General features: G+C 73.4%; 18 protein-coding genes and 2 tRNA genes. 9 read left to right on the forward strand and 11 right to left on the reverse strand.

The features are described 5' to 3' along the window. Positions 1–24 precede the first annotated feature (24 nt). The 3 genes from EV371_RS26040 to EV371_RS26050 all read right to left on the reverse strand — a co-directional run bounded on the left by EV371_RS26040 (position 25) and on the right by EV371_RS26050 (position 2,936). Complete coding sequence (locus tag EV371_RS26040) at positions 25–1,146, reverse strand: cystathionine gamma-lyase (protein ID WP_130464373.1); 1,122 nt, start codon at positions 1,144–1,146, stop codon at positions 25–27. 72 nt (positions 1,147–1,218) lie between these two features. Beyond that, positions 1,219–2,217: an NAD(P)H-dependent glycerol-3-phosphate dehydrogenase gene (locus EV371_RS26045; protein ID WP_130464374.1), complete on the reverse strand. Its 999-nt coding sequence runs from the start codon at positions 2,215–2,217 to the stop codon at positions 1,219–1,221. Further along, positions 2,214–2,936 carry a 1-acyl-sn-glycerol-3-phosphate acyltransferase gene (locus EV371_RS26050; RefSeq protein WP_130464375.1) on the reverse strand — a complete coding sequence of 241 codons (723 nt, stop codon included), beginning with the start codon at positions 2,934–2,936 and terminating at the stop codon, positions 2,214–2,216. Before EV371_RS26050 ends, EV371_RS26045 begins: the two co-directional genes overlap by 4 nt. Before the next feature lie 245 nt (positions 2,937–3,181). Between EV371_RS26050 and cofC the strand changes: the two genes are divergently transcribed. The 5 genes from cofC to EV371_RS26075 all read left to right on the forward strand — a co-directional run bounded on the left by cofC (position 3,182) and on the right by EV371_RS26075 (position 9,219). Beyond that, positions 3,182–3,877: a 2-phospho-L-lactate guanylyltransferase gene (cofC, locus tag EV371_RS26055; protein WP_486484792.1), complete on the forward strand. Its 696-nt coding sequence runs from the start codon at positions 3,182–3,184 to the stop codon at positions 3,875–3,877. 178 nt (positions 3,878–4,055) lie between these two features. Next, entirely contained in the window at positions 4,056–4,253 is a 198-nt protein-coding gene (locus tag EV371_RS26060) for a cold-shock protein (protein WP_207230610.1), read from the forward strand. Positions 4,254–4,304: 51 nt separating this feature from the next. Continuing rightward, positions 4,305–6,635 carry an RNA degradosome polyphosphate kinase gene (locus EV371_RS26065; RefSeq protein ID WP_486484793.1) on the forward strand — a complete coding sequence of 777 codons (2,331 nt, stop codon included), beginning with the start codon at positions 4,305–4,307 and terminating at the stop codon, positions 6,633–6,635. A gap of 104 nt (positions 6,636–6,739) precedes the next feature. Then, complete coding sequence (locus EV371_RS26070) at positions 6,740–8,269, forward strand: CYTH and CHAD domain-containing protein (RefSeq protein WP_130464379.1); 1,530 nt, start codon at positions 6,740–6,742, stop codon at positions 8,267–8,269. Then, positions 8,257–9,219 carry a bifunctional NUDIX hydrolase/histidine phosphatase family protein gene (locus EV371_RS26075; protein WP_130464380.1) on the forward strand — a complete coding sequence of 321 codons (963 nt, stop codon included), beginning with the start codon at positions 8,257–8,259 and terminating at the stop codon, positions 9,217–9,219. Before EV371_RS26070 ends, EV371_RS26075 begins: the two co-directional genes overlap by 13 nt. A 337-nt stretch (positions 9,220–9,556) precedes the next feature. Here EV371_RS26075 and EV371_RS26080 read toward each other — a convergent pair whose 3' ends face one another. From EV371_RS26080 to leuC, 3 genes are all read right to left on the reverse strand, one after another. Further along, positions 9,557–10,147: an HU family DNA-binding protein gene (locus tag EV371_RS26080; RefSeq protein ID WP_130464381.1), complete on the reverse strand. Its 591-nt coding sequence runs from the start codon at positions 10,145–10,147 to the stop codon at positions 9,557–9,559. Between the two features lie 174 nt (positions 10,148–10,321). After that, positions 10,322–10,909, reverse strand: a complete 588-nt coding sequence (leuD, locus tag EV371_RS26085) for a 3-isopropylmalate dehydratase small subunit (RefSeq protein WP_130464382.1) — start codon at positions 10,907–10,909, stop codon at positions 10,322–10,324. A gap of 14 nt (positions 10,910–10,923) precedes the next feature. Beyond that, positions 10,924–12,378 (reverse strand): 3-isopropylmalate dehydratase large subunit, encoded by a 1,455-nt coding sequence (gene leuC / locus EV371_RS26090; RefSeq protein ID WP_130464383.1) that lies wholly within the window; start codon positions 12,376–12,378, stop codon positions 10,924–10,926. A gap of 49 nt (positions 12,379–12,427) precedes the next feature. On the opposite strand from leuC, the gene EV371_RS26095 reads away from it, so the two are divergent. Then, on the forward strand, positions 12,428–13,114 hold the full coding sequence (locus EV371_RS26095) for an IclR family transcriptional regulator domain-containing protein (RefSeq protein ID WP_130464384.1): 687 nt from the start codon (positions 12,428–12,430) through the stop codon (positions 13,112–13,114). Between the two features lie 283 nt (positions 13,115–13,397). Here the strand turns inward: EV371_RS26095 and EV371_RS26100 are convergent. The 3 genes from EV371_RS26100 to EV371_RS26110 all read right to left on the reverse strand — a co-directional run bounded on the left by EV371_RS26100 (position 13,398) and on the right by EV371_RS26110 (position 14,532). Continuing rightward, positions 13,398–13,470 (reverse strand) — tRNA-Glu (locus EV371_RS26100). A gap of 82 nt (positions 13,471–13,552) precedes the next feature. After that, positions 13,553–13,627: transfer RNA gene (locus EV371_RS26105), tRNA-Gln, on the reverse strand. Between the two features lie 101 nt (positions 13,628–13,728). Continuing rightward, a complete protein-coding gene (locus tag EV371_RS26110; protein WP_130464385.1) occupies positions 13,729–14,532 on the reverse strand; it encodes a fumarylacetoacetate hydrolase family protein in 804 nt (267 codons plus the stop codon). A 167-nt stretch (positions 14,533–14,699) separates the two neighbouring features. On the opposite strand from EV371_RS26110, the gene EV371_RS26115 reads away from it, so the two are divergent. Both EV371_RS26115 and EV371_RS26120 read left to right on the forward strand, forming a co-directional pair. After that, positions 14,700–16,463, forward strand: a complete 1,764-nt coding sequence (locus EV371_RS26115; RefSeq protein ID WP_130464386.1) for a hypothetical protein — start codon at positions 14,700–14,702, stop codon at positions 16,461–16,463. Between the two features lie 113 nt (positions 16,464–16,576). Continuing rightward, positions 16,577–17,458 (forward strand): 3-methyladenine DNA glycosylase, encoded by an 882-nt coding sequence (locus EV371_RS26120; RefSeq protein WP_130464387.1) that lies wholly within the window; start codon positions 16,577–16,579, stop codon positions 17,456–17,458. A gap of 84 nt (positions 17,459–17,542) precedes the next feature. On the opposite strand, the gene EV371_RS26125 is transcribed toward EV371_RS26120, so the two are convergent. After that, positions 17,543–18,304 carry an SDR family oxidoreductase gene (locus EV371_RS26125; protein ID WP_130464388.1) on the reverse strand — a complete coding sequence of 254 codons (762 nt, stop codon included), beginning with the start codon at positions 18,302–18,304 and terminating at the stop codon, positions 17,543–17,545. A gap of 96 nt (positions 18,305–18,400) precedes the next feature. Continuing rightward, entirely contained in the window at positions 18,401–19,117 is a 717-nt protein-coding gene (locus EV371_RS26135) for a TetR/AcrR family transcriptional regulator (RefSeq protein WP_130464389.1), read from the reverse strand. A gap of 93 nt (positions 19,118–19,210) precedes the next feature. Here EV371_RS26135 and EV371_RS26140 point away from each other — a divergent pair, with 93 nt between their 5' ends. After that, entirely contained in the window at positions 19,211–20,248 is a 1,038-nt protein-coding gene (locus tag EV371_RS26140; RefSeq protein WP_130464390.1) for an aminotransferase class V-fold PLP-dependent enzyme, read from the forward strand. Positions 20,249–20,281: the final 33 nt, after the last annotated feature.

Below are 20,281 nucleotides of genomic sequence, written 5' to 3' on the forward strand. Positions count from 1 at the left end.
AACCGGCCACGCCGGACCCAGCGGTCAACCGGCCGCGTCGAGCGCAGCGGTCAGGTCGGCGACCAGGTCGGCGGCGTCCTCGACCCCGCAGGAGAGTCGCACGAATCCGGCGGAGACGTCGTCGCCCCACTGAGCCCGCCGGTCGGCGCTGGTGTGCAGGCCGCCGAAGGAGGTCGCCGCGAAGACCAGCCGACTGGCGGTCAGGAACCGGGTCACCCGGTCGGCGTCGCCGAGGTCGACGGCGACGATCCCCGGCACCCGCCGCAACTGTCGGCTGGCGATCGGGTACGCCGGGTCGTCGGCGAGCCCTGGCCAACGTACGCCGGAGACGTCGGAGCGGGCCCGCAGCGCCGCCGCCACCGCCGCCGCGTTCGCGCTCTGCCGGGCCAGCCGCAGGTCCAGCGTGGCCAGTGACCGGTGTGCCAGCCACGCGTCGAAGGCACCGGGAATCGAGCCGGTGCTGGTCCGCCAGCCCCGGATCGTCTCCAGCAGCTCGGCGTTCCGGCTGGCGACGTACCCGAGCAGCAGGTCGGAGTGCCCGGTCAGCGCCTTGGTGCCGGACGCGACCACGAGGTCGGCGCCGAGTTCCAGCGGTCGCTGGCCGAGCGGTGTCGCGGTGGTGTTGTCGACCGCCAGCAGCGCACCGGCGGCTCGCGCCCCGGCCGCCAGCTCGGCGATGTCGCAGACGTCCAGGCCCGGGTTGGCCGGCGTCTCGACCAGCACCAGACGTACGCCGTCGAACGCCGGGTACGGGCCGGCGGTCGGCACGAACTCGACGCGTACGCCGATCCCGCGCAGCGTCTCGGCGGCGAACGCCCGCACCGTGAAGTACCCGTCGGCCGGCAGCAGTACGGTATCGCCGGGCCGGAGCACCGCAAGGAGTACGGCGGTGATCGCGGCCTGCCCGCTGGCGAAGGCGAGACAGTCACCGCCTTCCAGCTCACCGATGGCCGCCTCCAGCCCGCGCCGGGTCGGGTTGTCCGGCCGGCCGTACCCGTTCGGGGTCGCCTCCGGGCCGATCGCCGGGTCGAGATGGTAGGGGCCGGCGAAGACCGGCCCGGGCAGGAACGGCTCCCCCGGCGTCGGCTCCGGTAGGCCGGCGTGCACGCTGCGGGTGCCGTCGCCGTAGTTCGACTGGTCGGGCATCGTGTCCTTCCGCGGCTCGGTTCGGGTCACTCCGGTCTCGGCTTGCGGGTCACTCCGGTTTCGGCTTGCGGGTCACTCCGGTTTCGGCTTGCGGCTCATCAGGGCGGCCATCGCGGCGTGCGGGTCGGCACGCTCGTGACAGACCCGCTCGACCTGCTCGGTGATCGGCATCTCCACCCCGCGTGCCCGGGACAGGTCCCGGATCGCCAGGCAGCTCTTCACCCCTTCGGCGGTCTGCCGGGTCGCCGCCTGTGCCTGCTCCAGGGTTTCGCCCCGGCCCAGGCGCTCGCCGAAGGTGCGGTTGCGGGACAGCGGCGATGAGCAGGTGGCTACCAGGTCGCCGAGGCCGGCCAGCCCGGCGAAGGTGAGCGGGTCGGCGCCGAGCGCCACCCCGAGCCGGGCGGTCTCGGCCAACCCCCGGGTGATCAGGGTGGCCCGGGTGTTGTCACCCAGCCCCATCGCGGTGGTGATGCCGTACGCCAACGCGATCACGTTCTTGACCGCGCCGCCCAGCTCGCAGCCGATCACGTCGTCGTTGGTGTACGGCCGCAGGTACGGCGTGTTGACCGACGCCTGCACCAGGGTCGCCCGGTCGGTGTCGGTGCAGGCGACCACGGTCGCGGCGGGCTGCTCGGCGGCGATCTCGGCGGCCAGGTTGGGGCCGGAGACCACCACGACCCGGTCCGCCGCCACCCCGGCGGCCTCCACGATCACCTCGCTCATCCGCTTGGTGGTGCCGAGCTCGATCCCCTTCATCAGCGAGACCAACGACGAGTCGGGTTCCAGGTGCCGGGCCCACTCGGCCAGGTTGCCGCGCAGCGTCTGCGAGGGCACCGCCAGCACCACCAGGTCGGCGCCGGTGATCGCCTCGGCGGCGTCGACGGTGGGGCGTACCGCCGCCGGCAGCCGCAGCCGAGGCAGGTAGTCGGGGTTGGTCCGGGTGTTCCGGATCGCCTCGGCCACCGCCGGTCGGCGGGCCCAGACCACCACGTTCCGGCCCGCGTCGGCGAGCACCTTGGCGAAGGCCGTACCCCAGGAGCCGGCGCCGAGCACCGCCACGTGGCTTCTCATGCCGATTCCTCGGTACGCCGGTTCGGCTGCGCCGACCAGAGCGGTGGTGGCGTCCCGCCCCGGATCTCGGCCAGCATGTCACGCAGCCGCAGCATGATGGCGTCGGTCATCTCGTCCAGTACGGCCTTGCTCGGCGCCGCGTCGGCCCAACGGCTCAGGTCCACCGGCGGACCGGCGACCACCGTCACCGGGGTACGCGGTCGGAGGCTGACCTTCTTCGTCCGCGGGTCGAAGATCCGCTGTGGTCCCCACATCACCACCGGCACCACCGGGGCGCCGGTGGCCAGGGCGAGCCGGGCGGCGCCGGTCTTGCCACGCATCGGCCACAGCTCGGGCTCGCGGGTGGTGGTGCCCTCGGGATAGATCACCACAGCGGCGCCGGAGCGGATCGCCCGGTCCAGGGCCTCCAGCGACCTGGCCGCGTCGACGGTGCCGCGCTCCACCGGGATCTGGTGGCACTTCAGCAGGATCCTGCCGAGCACCGGCACCTTGAAGACGCTCGCCTTGCCCAGGTAGCTGGGCCAGCGGCCGGAGTCGTAGATGAAGTGCGCCGAGACGAGCGGGTCGAAGTGGGAGAGGTGGTTCGGCACGATGATCACGCCACCGGACGACGGGATGTGCGCCATGCCGCGCCAGTCGCGCCGTGTCCAGACGGTCAGCACCGGCTTGACCACCGAGACGGCGAACCGTCGCCAGAATCCCAGCCTGCGCCGTGTCACTGTGCCTCCTCGTCGTCCGACCCTGGCGCGGCCCGGCCGGGGCGCCGTGTGGGCGTCCTGGCTCGGGTGGCGAGGTGACACCGCCGGTGCCCACCCCGTCCGGCCCGTCACCGACCCGGGCCCGGGGTGCCGCCGCCCGCAGCCGAAATCATGCCTGCTCGTCCTGGCTACGGCCAGCCAGGGGTATCCCGATGGCGGGTATGCCACTCGCAGGGTCGACGACGGCCAACTGGCAGGATTGCCACGTGGCGGAGCGGAACTGGACCGTGGTGGTGCCGGTCAAGCGCCTCGGGTCGGCGAAGAGCCGGCTGCGCGGTGCGCTCGACGGCGTACCGCACGAGCTGCTCGCCCTCGCCCTGGCCGAGGACACCGCCGAGGCCGTACTCGGCTGCCCGGCCGTCCGGGAACTGCTGGTGGTGACCAACGACCCGGAGGCCACCCGGGCCCTGGGCCGGCTCGGCGCCCGGATCGTGGCGGAGCCGCCGGCCGCCGGGCTGAACCCCGCGTTCACCCGGGGCGCGGCAGCGGCCTCCGGTGGCCCGGTGGCGGCGCTCACCGCCGACCTGCCGGCACTGCGCCCGGCCGAGTTGGCCGAGGCGCTGCGGGCCGCGGCCGGGCCGCCCGGCGTACGCCGGTTCGTCGCGGACGCCCCCGGCACCGGAACGGTGCTGCTCACCGCCGCACCGGGGGCCGACCTGGATCCCCGGTTCGGCCCGGGCTCGGCGGCGGCGCACACGGCCTCCGGTGCCCGCCCGCTGACCGGCGCCTGGCCGACGCTGCGCCGCGACGTCGACACCCCGGCCGACCTGCGTGCCGCGGTCGCGCTCGGACTCGGCCGGCACACCGCGGCGGTGACCCGACGGTCGGCGCCGGCCTGCCGAGCACGCGGCCGCGGTGACCCGACGGTCGGCGCCGGCCTGCCGAGCACGCGGCCGCGGTGACCCGACGGTCGGCGCCGGCCTGCCGAGCACGCGGCCGCGGTGACCCGACGGTCGGCGCCGGCGGACAGGGACCGGGTCACGGGCACTGCCGAGCGCACAGCCACGACCTGCGTGGCGGTACCGTGCCGTCGCCCTCGGCCCGCCCCACCGCCCCGCCGTCCGGTGTACGGTGCTGGGCATGCAGGGCACGGTGGCCGACTACGACCCGGAGACCCGGACCGGCACGCTGCTGCTGGACGACGGCTCCCGGGTCACGTTTCCGGCGACCGCGTTCGACGCCTCCGGCCTGCGGCTGCTCCGGCTGGGCCAGCGGGTCCGGCTGGAGCACGACGACGCCGGGCGGCTGGTCCGGATCACACTGCCGACCTTCCCCTGATCCGCTCGGTCAAAGTTCATTTTTGGTTCACCGCCGCCGGGGAATGATGGGGTGGTGAGCCCGCCGCCGTCCCCACGCACCCGCCCCGCACACCAGCCCCCATCCGGCCCTGACGCACGGTCGACGCCGGCAGACGCACGGTCGACACCCGCAGACGCACGGTCGACGGCGACAACGGACGGCACGGGCGAATCCCGACAGCCGAGCCGGTCCGGACCGCCGGGGCGCGCCGCGCGCGAGCCGGCGGGGGAACCGGACGCGCCGCTGCCGCCGGACCGGTTCCTCAACCGGGAGCTGTCCTGGCTGGATTTCAACGCCCGGGTGCTGGCCCTGGCCGAGGACCCGGACACCCCGCTGCTGGAGCGGGCCAAGTTCCTCGCCATCTTCGCCAACAACCTGGACGAGTTCTACATGGTCCGGGTCGCCGGGCTGAAGCGGCGGCTACAGGCCGGGCTGCCGGTCCGGGGCGGCGACCAGATGCCGCTGAGCACCCAGCTCGAACTGGTCTCCGAACGCGCCGCCGAACTGGTCGCCCGGCAGTCGGCGTGCTTCGTCGAGGAGGTGATGCCGAAGCTGGCCACCGAGAACATCGCGCTGCTGCACTGGGACGACCTGCCCACACCGGAGCGGCAGCGGCTGCGCAGGTACTTCCGGGAGCAGATTTTTCCGGTGCTCACCCCGCTCGCCGTCGACCCGGCGCACCCGTTTCCGTACATCTCCAGCCGGTCGCTCAACCTGGCGGTGGTGGTGCGTGACTCCGACGGCGGCTCGGAACTCTTCGCCCGGGTGAAGGTGCCGAACAACGTACCCAGGTTCGTCCGGGTCGAGCGGGACGTGCCAGGTCAGCGGTTCCTGCCGTTGGAGGACCTGATCGCGGCCCACCTCGACCAGCTCTTCTCCGGCATGCAGGTGGTGGAGTGCCACCTGTTCCGGGTCACCCGCAACGCCGAGGTGGAGGTCGACGAGGACCGGGACGAGGACCTGCTGCAGGCCCTGGAGCGGGAACTCGCCCGGCGCCGCTTCGGCCCGCCGGTACGCCTGGAGGTGGCCGCCTCCGTCTCCGACCGCGTCCTCGACCTGCTGGTCAGGGAACTGGACATGGACAGCCAGGACGTGCTGCTGGTGCCGGGGCTGCTCGACCTGACCGCGCTCTGGCAGGTCTACAACGAGTCCAACCGGCCCGAGCTGAAGGATCCGCCGTTCGTGCCGGCCACCCATCCCCGGCTCGCTGAGGGTGAGGTGCCGCGCAGCGTCTTCGCCACACTGCGCGACGGCGACATCCTGGTGCACCATCCGTACCACTCCTTCTCGACCAGCGTGCAGCGGTTCATCGAGCAGGCCGCCGCCGACCCGAACGTGCTGGCCATCAAGCAGACCCTCTACCGCACCAGCGGGGACTCCCCGATCGTCGACGCGCTGATCGACGCCGCCGCCGCCGGCAAACAGGTGGTGGTGCTGGTGGAGATCAAGGCCCGGTTCGACGAGGTGGCCAACATCGGCTGGGCCCGGGTGCTGGAACGGGCCGGCTGCCACGTGGTCTACGGCCTGGTCGGGCTCAAGACGCACTGCAAGACCGCGCTGGTGGTCCGGCAGGAGGGCAACCGGATCCGGCGGTACTGCCACATCGGCACCGGCAACTACCACCCGAAGACCGCCCGGCTCTACGAGGACTTCGGCATGCTCACCGCCGACCCGGAGATCGGGGCCGACCTCACCGACCTGTTCAACGTGCTGACCGGGTACAGCCGGCAGACGTCGTACCGGCGGCTGCTGGTGGCGCCGCAGGGCATCCGGCGCGGCCTGATCGAGCGGATCGAGGGCGAGATCGACCGGGCCCGGGCGGGCCTGCCGGCCCTGGTCCAGTTCAAGGTGAACGCGCTGGTCGACGAGGCGATCGTGGACGCGCTCTACCGGGCGTCCCGGGCCGGGGTGCGTGTCGACCTGCTGATCCGGGGAATGTGCACGCTGCGACCGGGTGTGCCGGGGCTGTCGGAGCACATCCGGGTGCGCTCGATCCTCGGCCGCTTCCTGGAACACTCCCGGGTGTTCCGGTTCGGCAGCGGGGTCACCGCAGACGGCGGCTCGGCCGCCGGACCCGATGGCGGCTCAGCCGCCGGATCGGACGGCGGCGTCGAGTTCTGGATCGGGTCGGCCGACCTGATGCACCGCAACCTGGACCGCCGGGTGGAGGCGCTGGTCCAGGTGACCGACCCGGCCGCCCGGGCCGACCTGGACGCGTTGCTGACCACCGCGATGAGCCCGGAGGTCTCGGCGTTCGAGCTGGCCGGGGACGGCTGCTGGACCAGGCACGCGGGCACTCCGGGCGCACGGCTGGTGAACCTCCAGGAGTCGCTGCTGCGCCGGGTCACCGGCGCCAAGTGACCCGCCCGGTGACCCGCCCGGTGACCCGCCCGGTGACCCGCCCGGTGACCCGCAGCCGGCGGCGGGCCGTCGGCCGAGCCGACATTCCGGACTAGGCTTGGCCGATGCTGGAGGAGGAGCGGAAGTACGACGTCGACCCGGAGTTCGCCCTGCCCGACCTCACCGGAGTCGTGCCGGACGGCGTACGGGTGGTCGAACTGCCTCCGGTGACGCTCACCGCGACCTACCTCGACACCAACGACCTGCGGCTGGCCCGGTCCGGGGTGTCGTTGCGGCACCGCAGGGGCGACGAGCTGCCCTGGACGGTCAAGCTCCCGGCCGGCGGTCCCGGCCTGCGGCACGAGATCTCCCGGGCGGGCCGGCCGAAGAGCGTCCCGGCCGACCTGGTGGCGCTGGTCACCGTGTACACCCGGGGCGTGGAACTCCGACCGGCCACGGTGGTCCGCACCGTCCGGCGGGCGTACGAGCTGCGCGACCGTGCCGACCGGGTACTGGCGGAACTCGCCGACGACTCGGTGCAGGTACGCGACGGCAAGCGGGTCCGGTCGACGTTCCGCGAGATCGAGGTGGAGCGCAGGGACGGCGGACGGGAACTGCTCGACGCGGTGGAGTCGGCGCTGACCGGGGCCGGCGCCCGGGCCGGTGACTTCACCCCGAAGCACGTCCGGGCCCTCGGTGCGACGGCCGAGGCCCCGCCCGACCTGGTGCCGCCGGGTGAGCTGCCGGAGCGGCCCAGCGCCGGTGACGTGGTGGCCGTGGCGGTCCGCCGGAACGTCAACCGGCTGCTCGCGCACGATCCGCTGGTCCGGTTGCGGGCGCCGGTGGGCGACGACGACACCGCCGTACACCAGATGCGGGTCGGCTGCCGACGACTCCGCAGCGACCTGCGGACCTTCCGGCCGCTGGTCCGCACGGCGTGGGCCAGGCCGCTGCGGGACGAGCTGAAGTGGCTGGCGGGGGTGCTGGGGCAGGCCCGCGACGCGGAAGTGCTGTCCGCCCGGCTGTCCCGGACGGCGGGGGCCGACCCGCTCAGTCCGCTCGACCCGGCGGCGGTGCGACGGATCGACACGGTGCTCGCCGACCGGCACGCCGCGGCGCTCACCGCCGTCGACGAGGCGCTGGGCTCGGCGCGCTACCACGCCCTGGTCGAGGCGCTGGTCGACGCCGCCCGGGCGCCGCAGCTGACCGCCAGGGCCGACCGACCCGCCGCCGAGGTGCTGCCCCGGCTGGTCGCCCGACCCTGGCACCGGCTGACCGACGGCGACGACGAGACCGACGGCGCAGCCGACCTCGACCCCGACCTCCCGGACGAGCGGTGGCACGCGGTACGCGTCAACGGCAAGCGGGCCCGGTACGCCGTCGACGCCGTCGCCGGGGTGCTCGGCGGCGACGCGGCGAAACTGGCCAAGGCGCTGGCGAAGGTGCAGGACCTGCTCGGCGAGCACCAGGACGCGGTGGTCGCCGCGCAGACCTGGCTCTCGATCGCGGAACAGACGAAGGGCGACCACGCCGTCGCGGTCACCGCCGGCCGGTTGGTGGAACGGGAACGGGCCGCCGTCCGCGCCGCCCGGGCTGCCTTCCCGGACGCGTGGCGCCGGGCGAGTGGAAGACGGCGGACGGCATGGCTGGGGTGACACCGGTCCGGGCGGCCGGTGGCGTGGTCTGGCGCCACGGCGAGGACGGCGTCCGGGTGTGCGTGGTGCACCGTCCCCGCTACGACGACTGGTCGCTGCCAAAGGGCAAGCTGGATCCGGGGGAACATCCGCTGACCGCCGCGGTGCGGGAGGTGGCCGAGGAGGCGGACGTACGCGCCGTGCCTCAGGTACGGCTCTCGCCGGTGCACTACCGGATGCGCGACGGTACGCCGAAGACGGTCGAGTTCTGGTCCATGCGGGCGGTCGGCAGCGGCGGTTTCCAGCCGGACACCGAGGTCGACGACGTCCGCTGGCTGCCACCGCCCGAGGCCGCCCGACTGGTCAGCTATCCGCACGACGTCGGGGTGCTGGCGGAGTTCGCCGCCCTGCCCCCGGTCAGCGTGGTGCTCGGACTGGTCCGGCACGCACCGGCGGGCAGCCGGGGCACCTGGTCCGGTCCGGACACCGCCCGCCCGCTGGACGACTCGGGTCTGGCCCAGGCCCGGGAGTTGGCCGGACTGCTCGCGCTGATCCGCCCGGTACGCCTGCGTTCGGCGGCGCCCCGGCGCTGCGTGCAGACGCTGCAACCCCTCGCCGAGCTGCTGGACCTGCCGGTCGAGGTGGATTCCGCGTATGACGAGCCGAGGCCGGGGCAGGACGCCGAGGAGAACGCGCTGGCCGCCGCCGGAGCCCTGTTCGAACTGGCCCGGGCCGGGGAACCGGCGGTGGTCTGTAGCCAGGGCAAGGTGATCCCGCAGGCGCTGACCCGGCTGGCCGCCGCATCGTCCGCCCGGAGCGATGCGAACGGACCGGCGGTCGTCCTTCCCGCGTCGGCGCGGGATTTCCGGACCGGGAAGGGCACCGGCTGGCTGCTCGCCTTCAGCGGCGACCGGCCGGTCGCCGCGAGCCGGCTCGACGGCGCGGACCGGTTGCCCACCGTCGCACCCTGAGGCGACCCGTCAGCGGTCGGGAGAACGTGGCCCCCGACCCGGACCCTGACCGCGTGACCCGACCCTGACCGCGTGACCCGGGTCGTGACCGCGTGACCCGACCCTGACCGCGTGACTCGCGCCGGGACCGTCTCCCGCTCCGCTGGATTCTGCCGGGACGACCGCCCCCGGGGCCCCCAGTCGGGTCCGAGCCGGGCCTTCAGGCCGTCCAAGGGCCGCTGAGCGGGGTTAACGCCCCGTTCGGGGGGCTTCCGTTCGGGGACCTGTCGGGATTCCCGTCCGGGGCAACGTGAAGGGCGCCCCCGGACGAGCCGGAGGCGCCCTGACCGTACCCGGATCAGCGCTTGGCGGCCTTCTTGGCCGGAGCCTTCTTGGCCGGAGCCTTCTTGGCCGTGGTGGCCTTCTTGCTCGCCGTGGCCCGGGTGGACGTGCTCTTGGCTGCCGCCGTCTTCTTCGCCGTCGTCGTCTTCTTGGCTGTGGTGGCCTTCTTGACGCCGGTGGCCTTCTTCGCCGGTGCCGCCTTCTTCGCCGCCGCCTTGGTGGCGGTCGCCTTGGCGGGTGCCGCCTTCTTGGTCGTCGTCTTCTTCGCGGTGGTCGACTTGGCCGTCGTACCCGTGGTGGCCTTCTTCGCCGCCACGGTGTTCTTCGGGGCCTTGCCGCTCGCCACCATCTCCTTGAACCCGGCGCCCGGCCGGAAGGCCGGAACCGATGTCTTCTTCACCTTCACCGATTCACCGGTACGGGGGTTGCGGGCTGTTCGAGCACCGCGCACGCGCTTTTCGAACACCCCGAACCCGGTGATGGCCACCCGATCGCCCTTGGTGACCGCCGCCTGGACCTCGGCGAGGACCGCGTCGAGCGCCGACGTCGCCGTCTTCCGGTCTCCCAGACGAGCGGCGAGAGCCTCGATGAGCTCGGCCTTGTTCACGACTTCCCTCCCAATGTGCAACTGGACTCAACGCGAGCCATTCTGCGCGCACGGTATGCCCTGTGCCACCGGGACACAAACATCTGCTCGAAAAAACCCATTGTGTCGCAACGGATTCGCCCCCGCCGGACGAACCGGCGGGGGCGAAATCGACTGTGCGGTCGGCGGTTCGACCTATGCGACCACGGGCCGGAAGGGTGATCTCCGGCCCTCGTACTCGGTGATGTCCGCCTCGTGCCGGAGGGTCAGTCCAATGTCGTCCAAGCCCTCCATCAGCCGCCAGCGGCTGAAGTCGTCCATCGGGAAGGACCAGGTGTCGTCCCCGGCCCGGACCTCTCGGGCGGTCAGGTCGACCGTGATCGGGGCGGTCGGGTCGGACTCCGCCAACTCCCACAAAGCCTCGACGGCCTTCAATTCAAGCTCGACCGGCAGGAGACCTTCCTTGAGCGCGTTCCCCCGGAAGATGTCCCCGAACCGGGGGGCGATGACGGACCGGAACCCCCAGTCGCGCAGCGCCCACACGGCGTGCTCCCGGGAGGAGCCCGTGCCGAACTCGGGGCCGGCCACCAGAATCGACGCCTCGGAATATGAAGAATCGTTGAGTACGAATGCCGGGTCCTCCCGCCAGGCGCTGAAGAGGCCGTCGGCGAAGCCCGTCCGGGTCACCCGCTTGAGGTACACCGCGGGGATGATCTGATCGGTATCCACGTTGGACCGGCGCAGCGGGACCGCCGTACCGGTGTGCACGGTGAACTTTTCCATCTCGGGTCAGCCCTTCACAGGTCGGCCGGCGCGGCCAGTCGGCCGACCACGGCGGTGGCGGCGGCGACCGGTGGCGAGACCAGGTGGGTACGCCCACCCCGGCCCTGCCGGCCCTCGAAGTTGCGGTTGGAGGTCGAGGCCGAGCGCTGGCCCGGCTTGAGGGTGTCCGGGTTCATGCCGAGGCACATCGAGCAGCCGGCGAACCGCCACTCGGCGCCGGCAGAGGTGAAGACCTGGTCCAGCCCCTCCCGCTCGGCCGCCTCGCGGACCGCCGCCGACCCGGGCACGACGAGCATCCGTACCCCGTCGGCCACCCGGTGCCCGCGCAGCACGTCGGCGGCGGCCCGGAGGTCCTCCAACCGGCCGTTGGTGCAGGAGCCGACGAAGACCACGTCCACCGGTACGTCCCGGAGCCGGGTGCCGGGCTTGAGGTCCATGTACTCCAGGGCCCGCCGGGCGGCCGTCTGCTCGGCGTCGGTGACGAAGTCCTCCGGGTCCGGCACGGCAGCGTCGAGCGCGGTGCCCTGCCCGGGATTGGTGCCCCAGGTGACGAACGGACTGATCCGGCTGGCGTCCAGCACGACCTCGCTGTCGAAGCTCGCGCCCGGGTCGGTCGGCAGGCTCCGCCAGTATTCGACGGCGGCGTCCCAGTCCGCCCCCTGCGGGGCGTTCGGCCGCCCCTTGAGGTAGGCGAAGGTGGTCTCGTCCGGCGCGATCATCCCGGCCTTGGCGCCCCACTCGATGGACATGTTGGCGATGGTCATCCGGCCCTCCATGGAGAGTCGGCTGATCGCCTCGCCCCGGTACTCCACGATGTGGCCACGACCGCCACCGGTGCCGACCTGGGCGATCAGCGCCAGCACCAGATCCTTGGCGGTGACCCCGGGGGCCAGCTCGCCGGTCACGGTCACCGCCATGGTCTTCGGGCGGATCTGCGGCAGGGTCTGGGTCGCCAGGACGTGTTCGACCTCACTGGTCCCGATTCCGAAGGCCAGCGCACCGAACGCGCCGTGGGTGGCCGTGTGCGAGTCGCCGCAGACGATGGTCAGCCCCGGCTGGGTCAGCCCGAGCTGCGGCCCGATCACGTGCACGATGCCCTGGTTCTCGTCGCCGAGCGGGTGCAGCTTGACGCCGAACTCCGCGCAGTTGCGGCGCAGCGTCTCGATCTGGGTCCGCGAGGTCGGGTCGGCGATGGTGAGCAGGTCACCTCGCCGGGACCGGAACGACGGGTCGTCGTAGCCGGTCGGGGTGTTGTGGTCCTCGGTCGCGAGCGTGAGATCGGGCCGACGGACCTTGCGGTTCGCCATCCGCAGCCCGTCGAAGGCCTGCGGGCTGGTCACCTCATGGAGCAGGTGTAGGTCGATATAGAGCAGATCCGGCTCACCGTCAGCGGATCGCACCACGTGAGCATCCCAGACCTTCTCGGCCAAGGTCCTGGGCGAGGACGGCTCTGGAGTGACTCCCACCATCTGGACATCCTAAATTCTGGGAGGTAGGTTTCGGCTTGTGGGACACAGTATGAGCGGTGTCGGCGTTCTCGACAAGGCGGTGGTCATCCTGGCCGCCTGCGTAGACGGCGCCAGCCTGGCCGAACTCGTCGATCGCACCAAGCTGCCCCGGGCCACGGCCCATCGCCTGGCCCAGGCCCTGGAGATCCACCGGATGCTGGTCCGGGACACCCACGGACGCTGGCGCCCCGGGCCGCGCCTCGGTGAGTTGGCGAACGCCGCCCCCGACGTGCTGCTGACCGCAGCCGAGCCGCTGCTGTCGGCGCTCCGGGACGCGACCGGCGAGAGCGCCCAACTCTACCTGCGCCGCGCCGACGAGCGGATCTGCGTGGCCGCCGCCGAGCGGGCCAGCGGGCTGCGTGACACGGTGCCGGTCGGTTCGGTACTACCGATGACCGCCGGTTCGGCCGCGCAGATCCTGCTGGCCTGGGAGCCGCCCGAGGCGGTCATGCCACTGCTTCCCCGGTGCAAGTTCACCGGCCGCACCCTGGCCGAGGTACGCCGCCGGGGCTGGGCGCAGAGCGTCGCCGAGCGCGAGGCCGGGGTGGCGAGCGTCTCGTCACCGATCCGGGACCGGACCGGTCGGGTGATCGCCGCGATCAGCATCTCGGGGCCGATCGAACGGCTCGGCCGGCGCCCCGGCGACCGGCACGCGATGGCCGTGGTCCGGGCCGGCCAACGGCTGAGCGGCCTGTGACCGGCCCCTCCCCGGCCCGGCGTAGGCGCCAGCCCTGGGGAGGCTGAGCTTGTCCCACACGGCGCCTCGCCGACACCCGCTCGGAATGTCGAGGGTCGACTGGTTCGTTTCGGTTACCAGGGCCCGCGTGGTGTGCGATGCTCGACACCGGGACCGGTCCGACCACCCGCCCGAACGCGGGGCGCCGGCTCGGACGCAGGGACGCCAGCTCGGAGATGGGCGCGTCCCGAGGCGTACGAACAGGAACGGCCCGCACCAGCGAAGTGATGCGGGCCGTCGACCGTAGCCCCGACCGGATTCGAACCGGCGCTACCGCCTTGAGAGGGCGGCGTCCTAGGCCGCTAGACGACGGGGCCAGGACTTTCCATTGTTGACCTTGCGGTCAACCGCTGCTGAACTCTACCAGAGACCAGCTACCGGCACCCTTTCGGGTTTCGGTGGCTGGGGTACCAGGACTCGAACCTAGACTAACTGAACCAGAATCAGTCGGGCTGCCAATTACCCCATACCCCATCGGTGCTCGTCGCACCGAAAGCGAACTTTACCGGACCCGGTGGTCGAGACCAAATCGGGTCGGTACCCGGCGACGCGGCACCGCCGCCGCCGACCCACCCTCAGTCGAGGGCCACCACCGGGTTCGACAGTTCGCCGATTCCGCCGATGCGGACCGTGACGGTATCCCCGTCGACGATCGGACTAACCCCCGCCGGAGTGCCGGTCAGCACCACGTCGCCCGGGAGCAGGGTCATCACGTGGGAGATGTAGGACACCAGGGTCGGAACGTCGAAGACCATGTCCCTGGTCCGGCCGAGCTGGCGTACCTCCATCTCGTCCACGCCCCGGCCCACCTCGCAGCGCAGCTCGACGTCGCCGACGTCGATGCCGGTCGAGATCCACGGGCCGAGCGGGCAGAACGAGTCGAAGCCCTTGGCCCTGGTCCACTGGCCGTCCGCGCGCTGCAGGTCCCGCGCGGTCACGTCGTTGGCGCAGGTGTAGCCGAAGACGGCCCGGGCGGCGGCCGCCCGGTCGGCCCGGCGGGCACCGGGTGGCCCGATCACCACCGCGAGCTCGGCCTCGTGCTCGACCTGCTTGGACTGGGCCGGCAACCGGATCGCGTCCCGGGGGCCGACCACCGAGGTCGACGGCTTGAGGAAGAGCAGCGGCTCGGCCGGTACCTCGTTGCCGAGTTCGGCGGCGTGCTCGACGTAGTTGCGCCCGACACACACCACCTTGCTCGGCAGAATGGGCGAGAGCAGCCGGACGTCCGCCAGCGCCCAGCGGGCGGTGGTGAACCGGATCTCGCCGAACGGGTGGCCCTCGATCTCGGCCACCGTCAGCCCCTGGGGGCCGCCCTCCGGGTCACCCTCGACCACGCCGAACGACATTCCCTTTGCATGAGCGAAACGAGCGATGCGCACGCCGCCAATCTATCCCGACGCTGAGACCGGGCCGGCGCCGCGTGCGGGTGGGGTGGTCGGGGTGGCGGCACCCTACCGCAGCGGCACGACCAGCGGCGGGGGTTCGATCCTTCCCCGCCGGCCGGCCACCCGTCCGGCTTAGCGTCTGGGCGGGAGGAGACTTCGTGATGCCTGCATCGATCCGACTACGTGCGGTGGGAGCGGTGATCGCGGGTTGCCTGCTGGCCGTCGCCGCGCCCGGCGCCCCGAGCCAGGCCGCCATCCCGCCCCGCGCCCCGAGCCAGACCGCCGGCGCGCCCGTCCGGCCGACCGACCCGCTGATCACCGTCGCGATGACCACGTCCGGCGATCCGGCGCCCAGGTACGACATCCGGGTGCAGAACGCCACCGACGGCATGGTGAGGACGACGGTCCGGCAGGAGTTGCCGCCCGGCGCCACCCCCGCAACGATCAGCCAGGGCGGCGGGGTCGGCACCGTGCCGGGGAGGTCCGGTACCGAGGTGGTCTGGCAGGTCCAGATCGGCGCCCGCGCCACCGCGGTGCTCAGCACCACGCTGGCGCCGCCGGCCGGCGGGTCCGACGTGACCGCACCGGCGTGCGCCTTCGTCGCGGGCGGCAACACGCCGTACGACTGCGCGACCGCGACCTGGAACCGGGCACGGGCCGCCGCCGGCCCGGACGACCCGGCGCGGACCCAGGCAGAGGCGGTCGCCTCCCCACCCTGGTGGCGCCGGGGCGCCCTGCTGGGTACCGCGCTCGCCGTGCTGGTGCTGCTCGTGGCGGCCGGCGGTGCACTGTGGTGGCGGCGACTGCGTCGGCGGCGCGCCGCCGACCAGGCCAACACCACGCCTGTGGCGGGCAGGGACCGGCGGGCGGCCCGACGTGCCGCCAAGCGGGCGGCGGCGCAGCGACGCGCCGCCGAGCGGCGGGCAGCGGCGTCGGCCCGGCCGGTCCGCCGGTCCGGCAACCCGATCGCCCGGGCCCGAGCCCGGGTACGCGGGGAGCACAAGATCCCGGTGCCGGAGAGCGTACGGCGGGCCACCGGCCACCCCAGGATCGGCGGCGCCGCGCTGGAGCAGCGACGACCGGCCGACGATGACGCGGTACTCGACGACGCGGCACTCGACGACGCGGTACTCGACGACGGCGGGCTGCTCCGGGACGGCGGGCTGGTGGCGGCCGACCAACCGGGGAGCGACGAGCAGCCCGGCCTGGTCGGCATCGCCGGTGGGGCCCGGTACGTCGGCCAGGCACCGGTACCGCCGCGGGCGGCAGCGCCGACCGAGAACGACGAGCCGACCGAGGAGCCCGTACCGGAGCCGGCGGAGCCGACCGACGAGGAACTCCGCCCGGCGGTCGGCCGGGCCCGTCCCGCAGCGCACCCGGCCGCCACCTACCGGCCACGCCGACGCCGGCCCAGGCCGCCGGCGTGGGCCGCGGTCAGCTCCGCAGCCCTGCTGGCGGCCGCCCTGGCCGCGCTCACCGCGTGGACCGGGTCGAGCCAGGTGAGCGCGCTCAGCGCCAACCGGCAGCCGTCCAGCGGGGCATGGGTGGGCCGGACCGTGGCCGGCTCGGTCGGTACGAGCCTGCGGGAGAGCGCCTTCGAGTTCACCGTCTACCGGCTGACCTGCCCGCCGGCTGCGGGCGGCTGCCAGGCGATCCTCGGGGTACGCAACCTGACCGACAAGAGCCAGCAGTGGCACGGCACCCTGCAACGGGCGTACCTGCCGAACGGGGACTGGGTGGGCGCGGACGTGCCGGCGACGCAGATCGCCAACGCCGGGAAGGACCCGTTCGCGGAGCCGGTGCCGGCCGGACAACGCATGATCACGCCGCTGGTGTTCGCTCCGACCGGCGGGGTCGAACCGACCCGGATCGAGCTGCGCAGCGCCGTCTTCTCCGCCGGGGTCAGCATCGACGTGCCGCGCTAGGAGAGCCCGCCACGCCAGAAGGCCGCGCCGGGAGAGCCCGCCGCGTCGGTGGGGTCGACCGACCCGGTGCCGGACCCGGGTAGGGCGGCCGGCCGGCGCCGTACCCTGGAGCGGTGACCGCCGCCCTCGCCCGTACGACCGTGCTCGACGCGGCGGACTGGCGCGCCCGGCGGGCGGCCCACGAGCGGCGGGTGGACGAGTGGCTGGTGCCGCACCTCGCCCGGCGCGGCAGTGGGATCCGGCATCCGGTGGAGGACTTCCTCTTCACCTACTACTCGCACCGGCCGGCGCAGTTGCGCCGCTGGCATCCGGGCGCCGGGATGTTGCTCCGGGACGCCGACCCCACCGAGTTCGGCCGGGACTACCGCGCCGGGGACGGCGGCCTCGTCCTCGACACCGAGGCGGTACGCGGGCGCCGGGGTGACTCGGTCGGGTGGATCCGCACCCTGCTGACCCGTACCGCGGGCCGGCCCGGTCAGTTCGGCTGCTTCGGGATGCACGAGTGGGCGATGGTCTACCGGCAGACCCAGGCGGAGGTACGGCACAACGCCTGGCCGCTGCGGCTGTCGCCCGAGCAGACCGCCCGGGTGGTGGAGGACAACCGGATCCGGTGCAGCCACTTCGACGCGTACCGGTTCTTCACCGCGCCGGCCCGACCGCTGAACCTGCTCGCCCCGACCCGTCAGACGCAGCACGACAACGAGCAGCCCGGCTGCCTGCACGCCAATATGGATCTTTACAAGTGGGCGTACAAGCTCTCCCCGCTGGTGCCGAGCGAGCTGGTCGCCGACGCGTTCGCGCTGGCCCGGGAGATCCGTGCCCTGGACATGCGGGCCAGTCCGTACGACCTGGCGGCGCTGGGCTACCCACCGGTCCGGGTGGAGACCCCGGAGGGCCGGGCGGAGTATGCCGCGGCGCAGCGCCGGTTCGCCGAGCGGGCCGCCCCGCTCCGGGCACGGCTGCTCACCGCGCTGGCGACCGCCGGGCCCGGCTGACCGCGACCAGCGGCGTCGCCGGCCGGCCCCACGGCGGTCACCGCGAGGCCGGCGGCGGTCGGGGGTGCCGGGCGCTGGTCGAGATCAGATGATCCCGCCGTTGGCCCGCAGCACCTGCCCGTTGATCCAGTGCCCGGCCGGGCTGGCCAGGAAGGCGACCACCTCGGCGATGTCGTCGGGGGTGCCGAGCCGCTCCAGCGGCGGCTGCGCCGCCAGGTGGGCGACCCGCTCCTCGCTGTTGGCTCGCAGGAACAGGTCGGTGGCGGTCGGTCCGGGTGCGACGGCGTTGACGGTCACGTCCCGGCCGCGCATCTCCCGGGCCAGCACCATGGTCATCGCCTCGATCGCGCCCTTGCTCGCGGCGTAGGCGCTGTAGTTCGGGAAGGCGAGACCGACGACCGAGGAGGAGAGGTTGACCAGCGCACCGCCGGGGCGGAGCCGGCGTACCGCCTGCTGGTCGACGACGAAGGTGCCCCGGATGTTGGTCCGGTGCAGGTCGTCCAGGTCGGCCAGGTCGAGTTCGGCGAGCGGCGCCAACGGCATCCGGCCGGCCGCGTTCACGACCACGTCGATGCCGCCGAAGGTCCGCTCGGCGACGTCGAAGAGCTCGGCGACCTCGTGCTCGTCGGCGACGTCGGCCCGTACGGCGACCGCCCGGCCGTCGGTCGCCTCGACCTCCTTGACCGCGGCCTCCGCCTCGGCCCGGTTGCCGAGGTAGCCGACCACGACGGCGAAGCCGTCTGCGGCGAGCCGGGCGACGACCCGGCGGCCGATGCCGCGCGAGCCGCCGGTGACCAGGGCGGTACGCGCGTTCGGGGTGCTGGTGGGTACGGACGGAAGGGACACGGCGTTCTCCTTGCTCTGCTCACGGTTTCTGGTTGCGTGCGGGTCGGCGTCGTCCGGTCGGCCCGGGTCAGCCGGTGGCGGGCCGGTCGGCCCCGGTCAGCCGGCGGCGGGCCGGTCGGCCAGTCGGGTCAACCACTCCCGCAGCAGGCCGGACTCGGCCGGTGAGAGTGGACTGTCCGGCAGCGCCGGCAGCAGCGCGCCGAGCTTCGCGGCGGCCACCGCGACCTCCGCCTCCGGTCCGGCGCCCCGCTCCGGTGCGGTGGAGGTGTCGGGGGTGACGACGGCGGTGACGATCGCCTCGCGTACCCGGGACGACACCTGGGCGGCCTCGGTGTAGACCGTCGGGCGGTTGATCAGCAGCAGCGCGACCCCGACCGCCGCCGGCATCACCATCTGGGCGGCGAGCTGTGGACTGGTCCGGAGCCGGCCCACCCGCGCGCAGCGTTCGAGCACGCCGAGCAGCAGTTGGTGCGCCTCGGTCGCGGCGGCGGGCGGGGTGGAGAGCCCGGACGAGTACATCAGCCGGTAGAAGTTCGGCTTCTCCAGCGCGAACGCGACGTGGTTGTCCCAGCCGTCGCGGAGGTCCCGGACCGGGTCGTCGGAGGGGACGGCGCTCCGCTTGCCGGCCAGGTACTGCTCGAAGCCGAAGTCGACCACGGCCGCGAGCAACCCTTCCTTGTCACCGAACTGCCGGTAGAGGACCGGGGCGCCCACTCCGGCGGCCTCGCAGACCGCCCGGGTCAGCACGTCGGCTTCCGGCGAGCGGGCCAGGAGGTCCGCCGCGGCGGACAGTATCCGCGTTCTCACGTCCACGTAAACGACGATAACACCTCTCCCTTAGCGTCGCTACCCGTATCAGGTAATCGTCGTTACGGACGCCCTGGCCCGGCGTACTACGCTGGCGGAGTGGATCTAGCTAAGGTGCGGGAACTGTGGAAACCGGAGCCGGGCTGGCTGAACACCGCCAGCTACGGGCTTCCGCCGGATCCGGCCTGGGATGCGCTGCAGGCCGCCCTCGCCGACTGGCGGACCGGGCGTACGTCGTGGGAGGGCTGGGACACCGCCACCGGCCGGGCCCGGACCGCCTTCGCCCGGCTGGTCGGGGTACCCGTGCCGGACGTGACCGTCGGGGCGACCGTCTCCCAACTTCTCGCCCCGGTCGGGGCCGCGCTGCCCGCCGGAGCCACCGTGCTGGTGCCGGAGGTGGAGTTCACCTCCAACCTCTTTCCCTGGCTGGTGCACACCGAGCGCGGGGTGCGGGTCCGCACCGTGCCGACGGACCGGCTCGCCGAGGCGGTCGACGCCGACACCGACCTCGTCGCGTTCAGCCTGGTCCAGTCGGCCGACGGCAGCGTCGCCCGGTACGACGAGATCGTGGCCGCCGCCGAGGCGCACGACGCGCTGGTGGTGGTCGACGCCACCCAGGGCTGCGGCTGGCTGCCGTTCGACGCGAGCCGGGCGGACGTGGTCGTCGTCGGGGCGTACAAGTGGCTGATGGCACCCCGCGGGGCCGCCTTCGGCTACCTCGCTCCCCGGATCCGGGACCGGCTCACCCCGCTGGCCGCGAACTGGTACGCCGGCTCCGACCCGCACGCCTCCTACTACGGCCCGCCGCTGCGGCTGGCCGAGGGCGCCCGCCGGTTCGACCTCTCCCCGGCCTGGTTCTGCTTCGTCGGCGCCGCCCCGGCCATGGAACTCCTCGTCGAGGTGGGACTGCCGGCGGTCCGGGAGCACAACGTCGGGCTGGCCAACCGGTTCCTGGCCGGCCTCGGGCAGCCGCCCCGGGACAGCGCGATCGTCACCGTCGACATACCGGGCGCGGCGGAGAAGCTGGCGGCGGCCGGCGTCCGGGCGGCGGTCCGGGCCGGTCGGGTACGCGCCTCGTTCCACCTCTACTCCACCGAGCAGGACGTCGAGCTGGCCCTGACCGCCCTGACCTCCTGACCGTCCCGGACCCTCGACCTCTCCACCGACCGG

It is taken from the genome of Plantactinospora sp. CNZ321 (genome assembly GCF_004217235.1).

What these genes read in the sequence shown, in the direction of transcription:
- EV371_RS26060 (WP_207230610.1), top strand. Translation starts at nt 4,056, where the DNA reads ATGCAGGGCACGGTGGCCGACTACGACCCGGAGACCCGGACCGGCACG.
- EV371_RS26115 (WP_130464386.1), top strand. Translation starts at nt 14,700, where the DNA reads ATGCCTGCATCGATCCGACTACGTGCGGTGGGAGCGGTGATCGCGGGT.
- leuD (WP_130464382.1), bottom strand. Translation starts at nt 10,909, where the DNA reads ATGGAAAAGTTCACCGTGCACACCGGTACGGCGGTCCCGCTGCGCCGG.
- EV371_RS26040 (WP_130464373.1), bottom strand. Translation starts at nt 1,146, where the DNA reads ATGCCCGACCAGTCGAACTACGGCGACGGCACCCGCAGCGTGCACGCC.
- EV371_RS26070 (WP_130464379.1), top strand. Translation starts at nt 6,740, where the DNA reads ATGCTGGAGGAGGAGCGGAAGTACGACGTCGACCCGGAGTTCGCCCTG.
- EV371_RS26075 (WP_130464380.1), top strand. Translation starts at nt 8,257, where the DNA reads ATGGCTGGGGTGACACCGGTCCGGGCGGCCGGTGGCGTGGTCTGGCGC.
- leuC (WP_130464383.1), bottom strand. Translation starts at nt 12,378, where the DNA reads ATGGTGGGAGTCACTCCAGAGCCGTCCTCGCCCAGGACCTTGGCCGAG.
- EV371_RS26045 (WP_130464374.1), bottom strand. Translation starts at nt 2,217, where the DNA reads ATGAGAAGCCACGTGGCGGTGCTCGGCGCCGGCTCCTGGGGTACGGCC.
- EV371_RS26095 (WP_130464384.1), top strand. Translation starts at nt 12,428, where the DNA reads ATGAGCGGTGTCGGCGTTCTCGACAAGGCGGTGGTCATCCTGGCCGCC.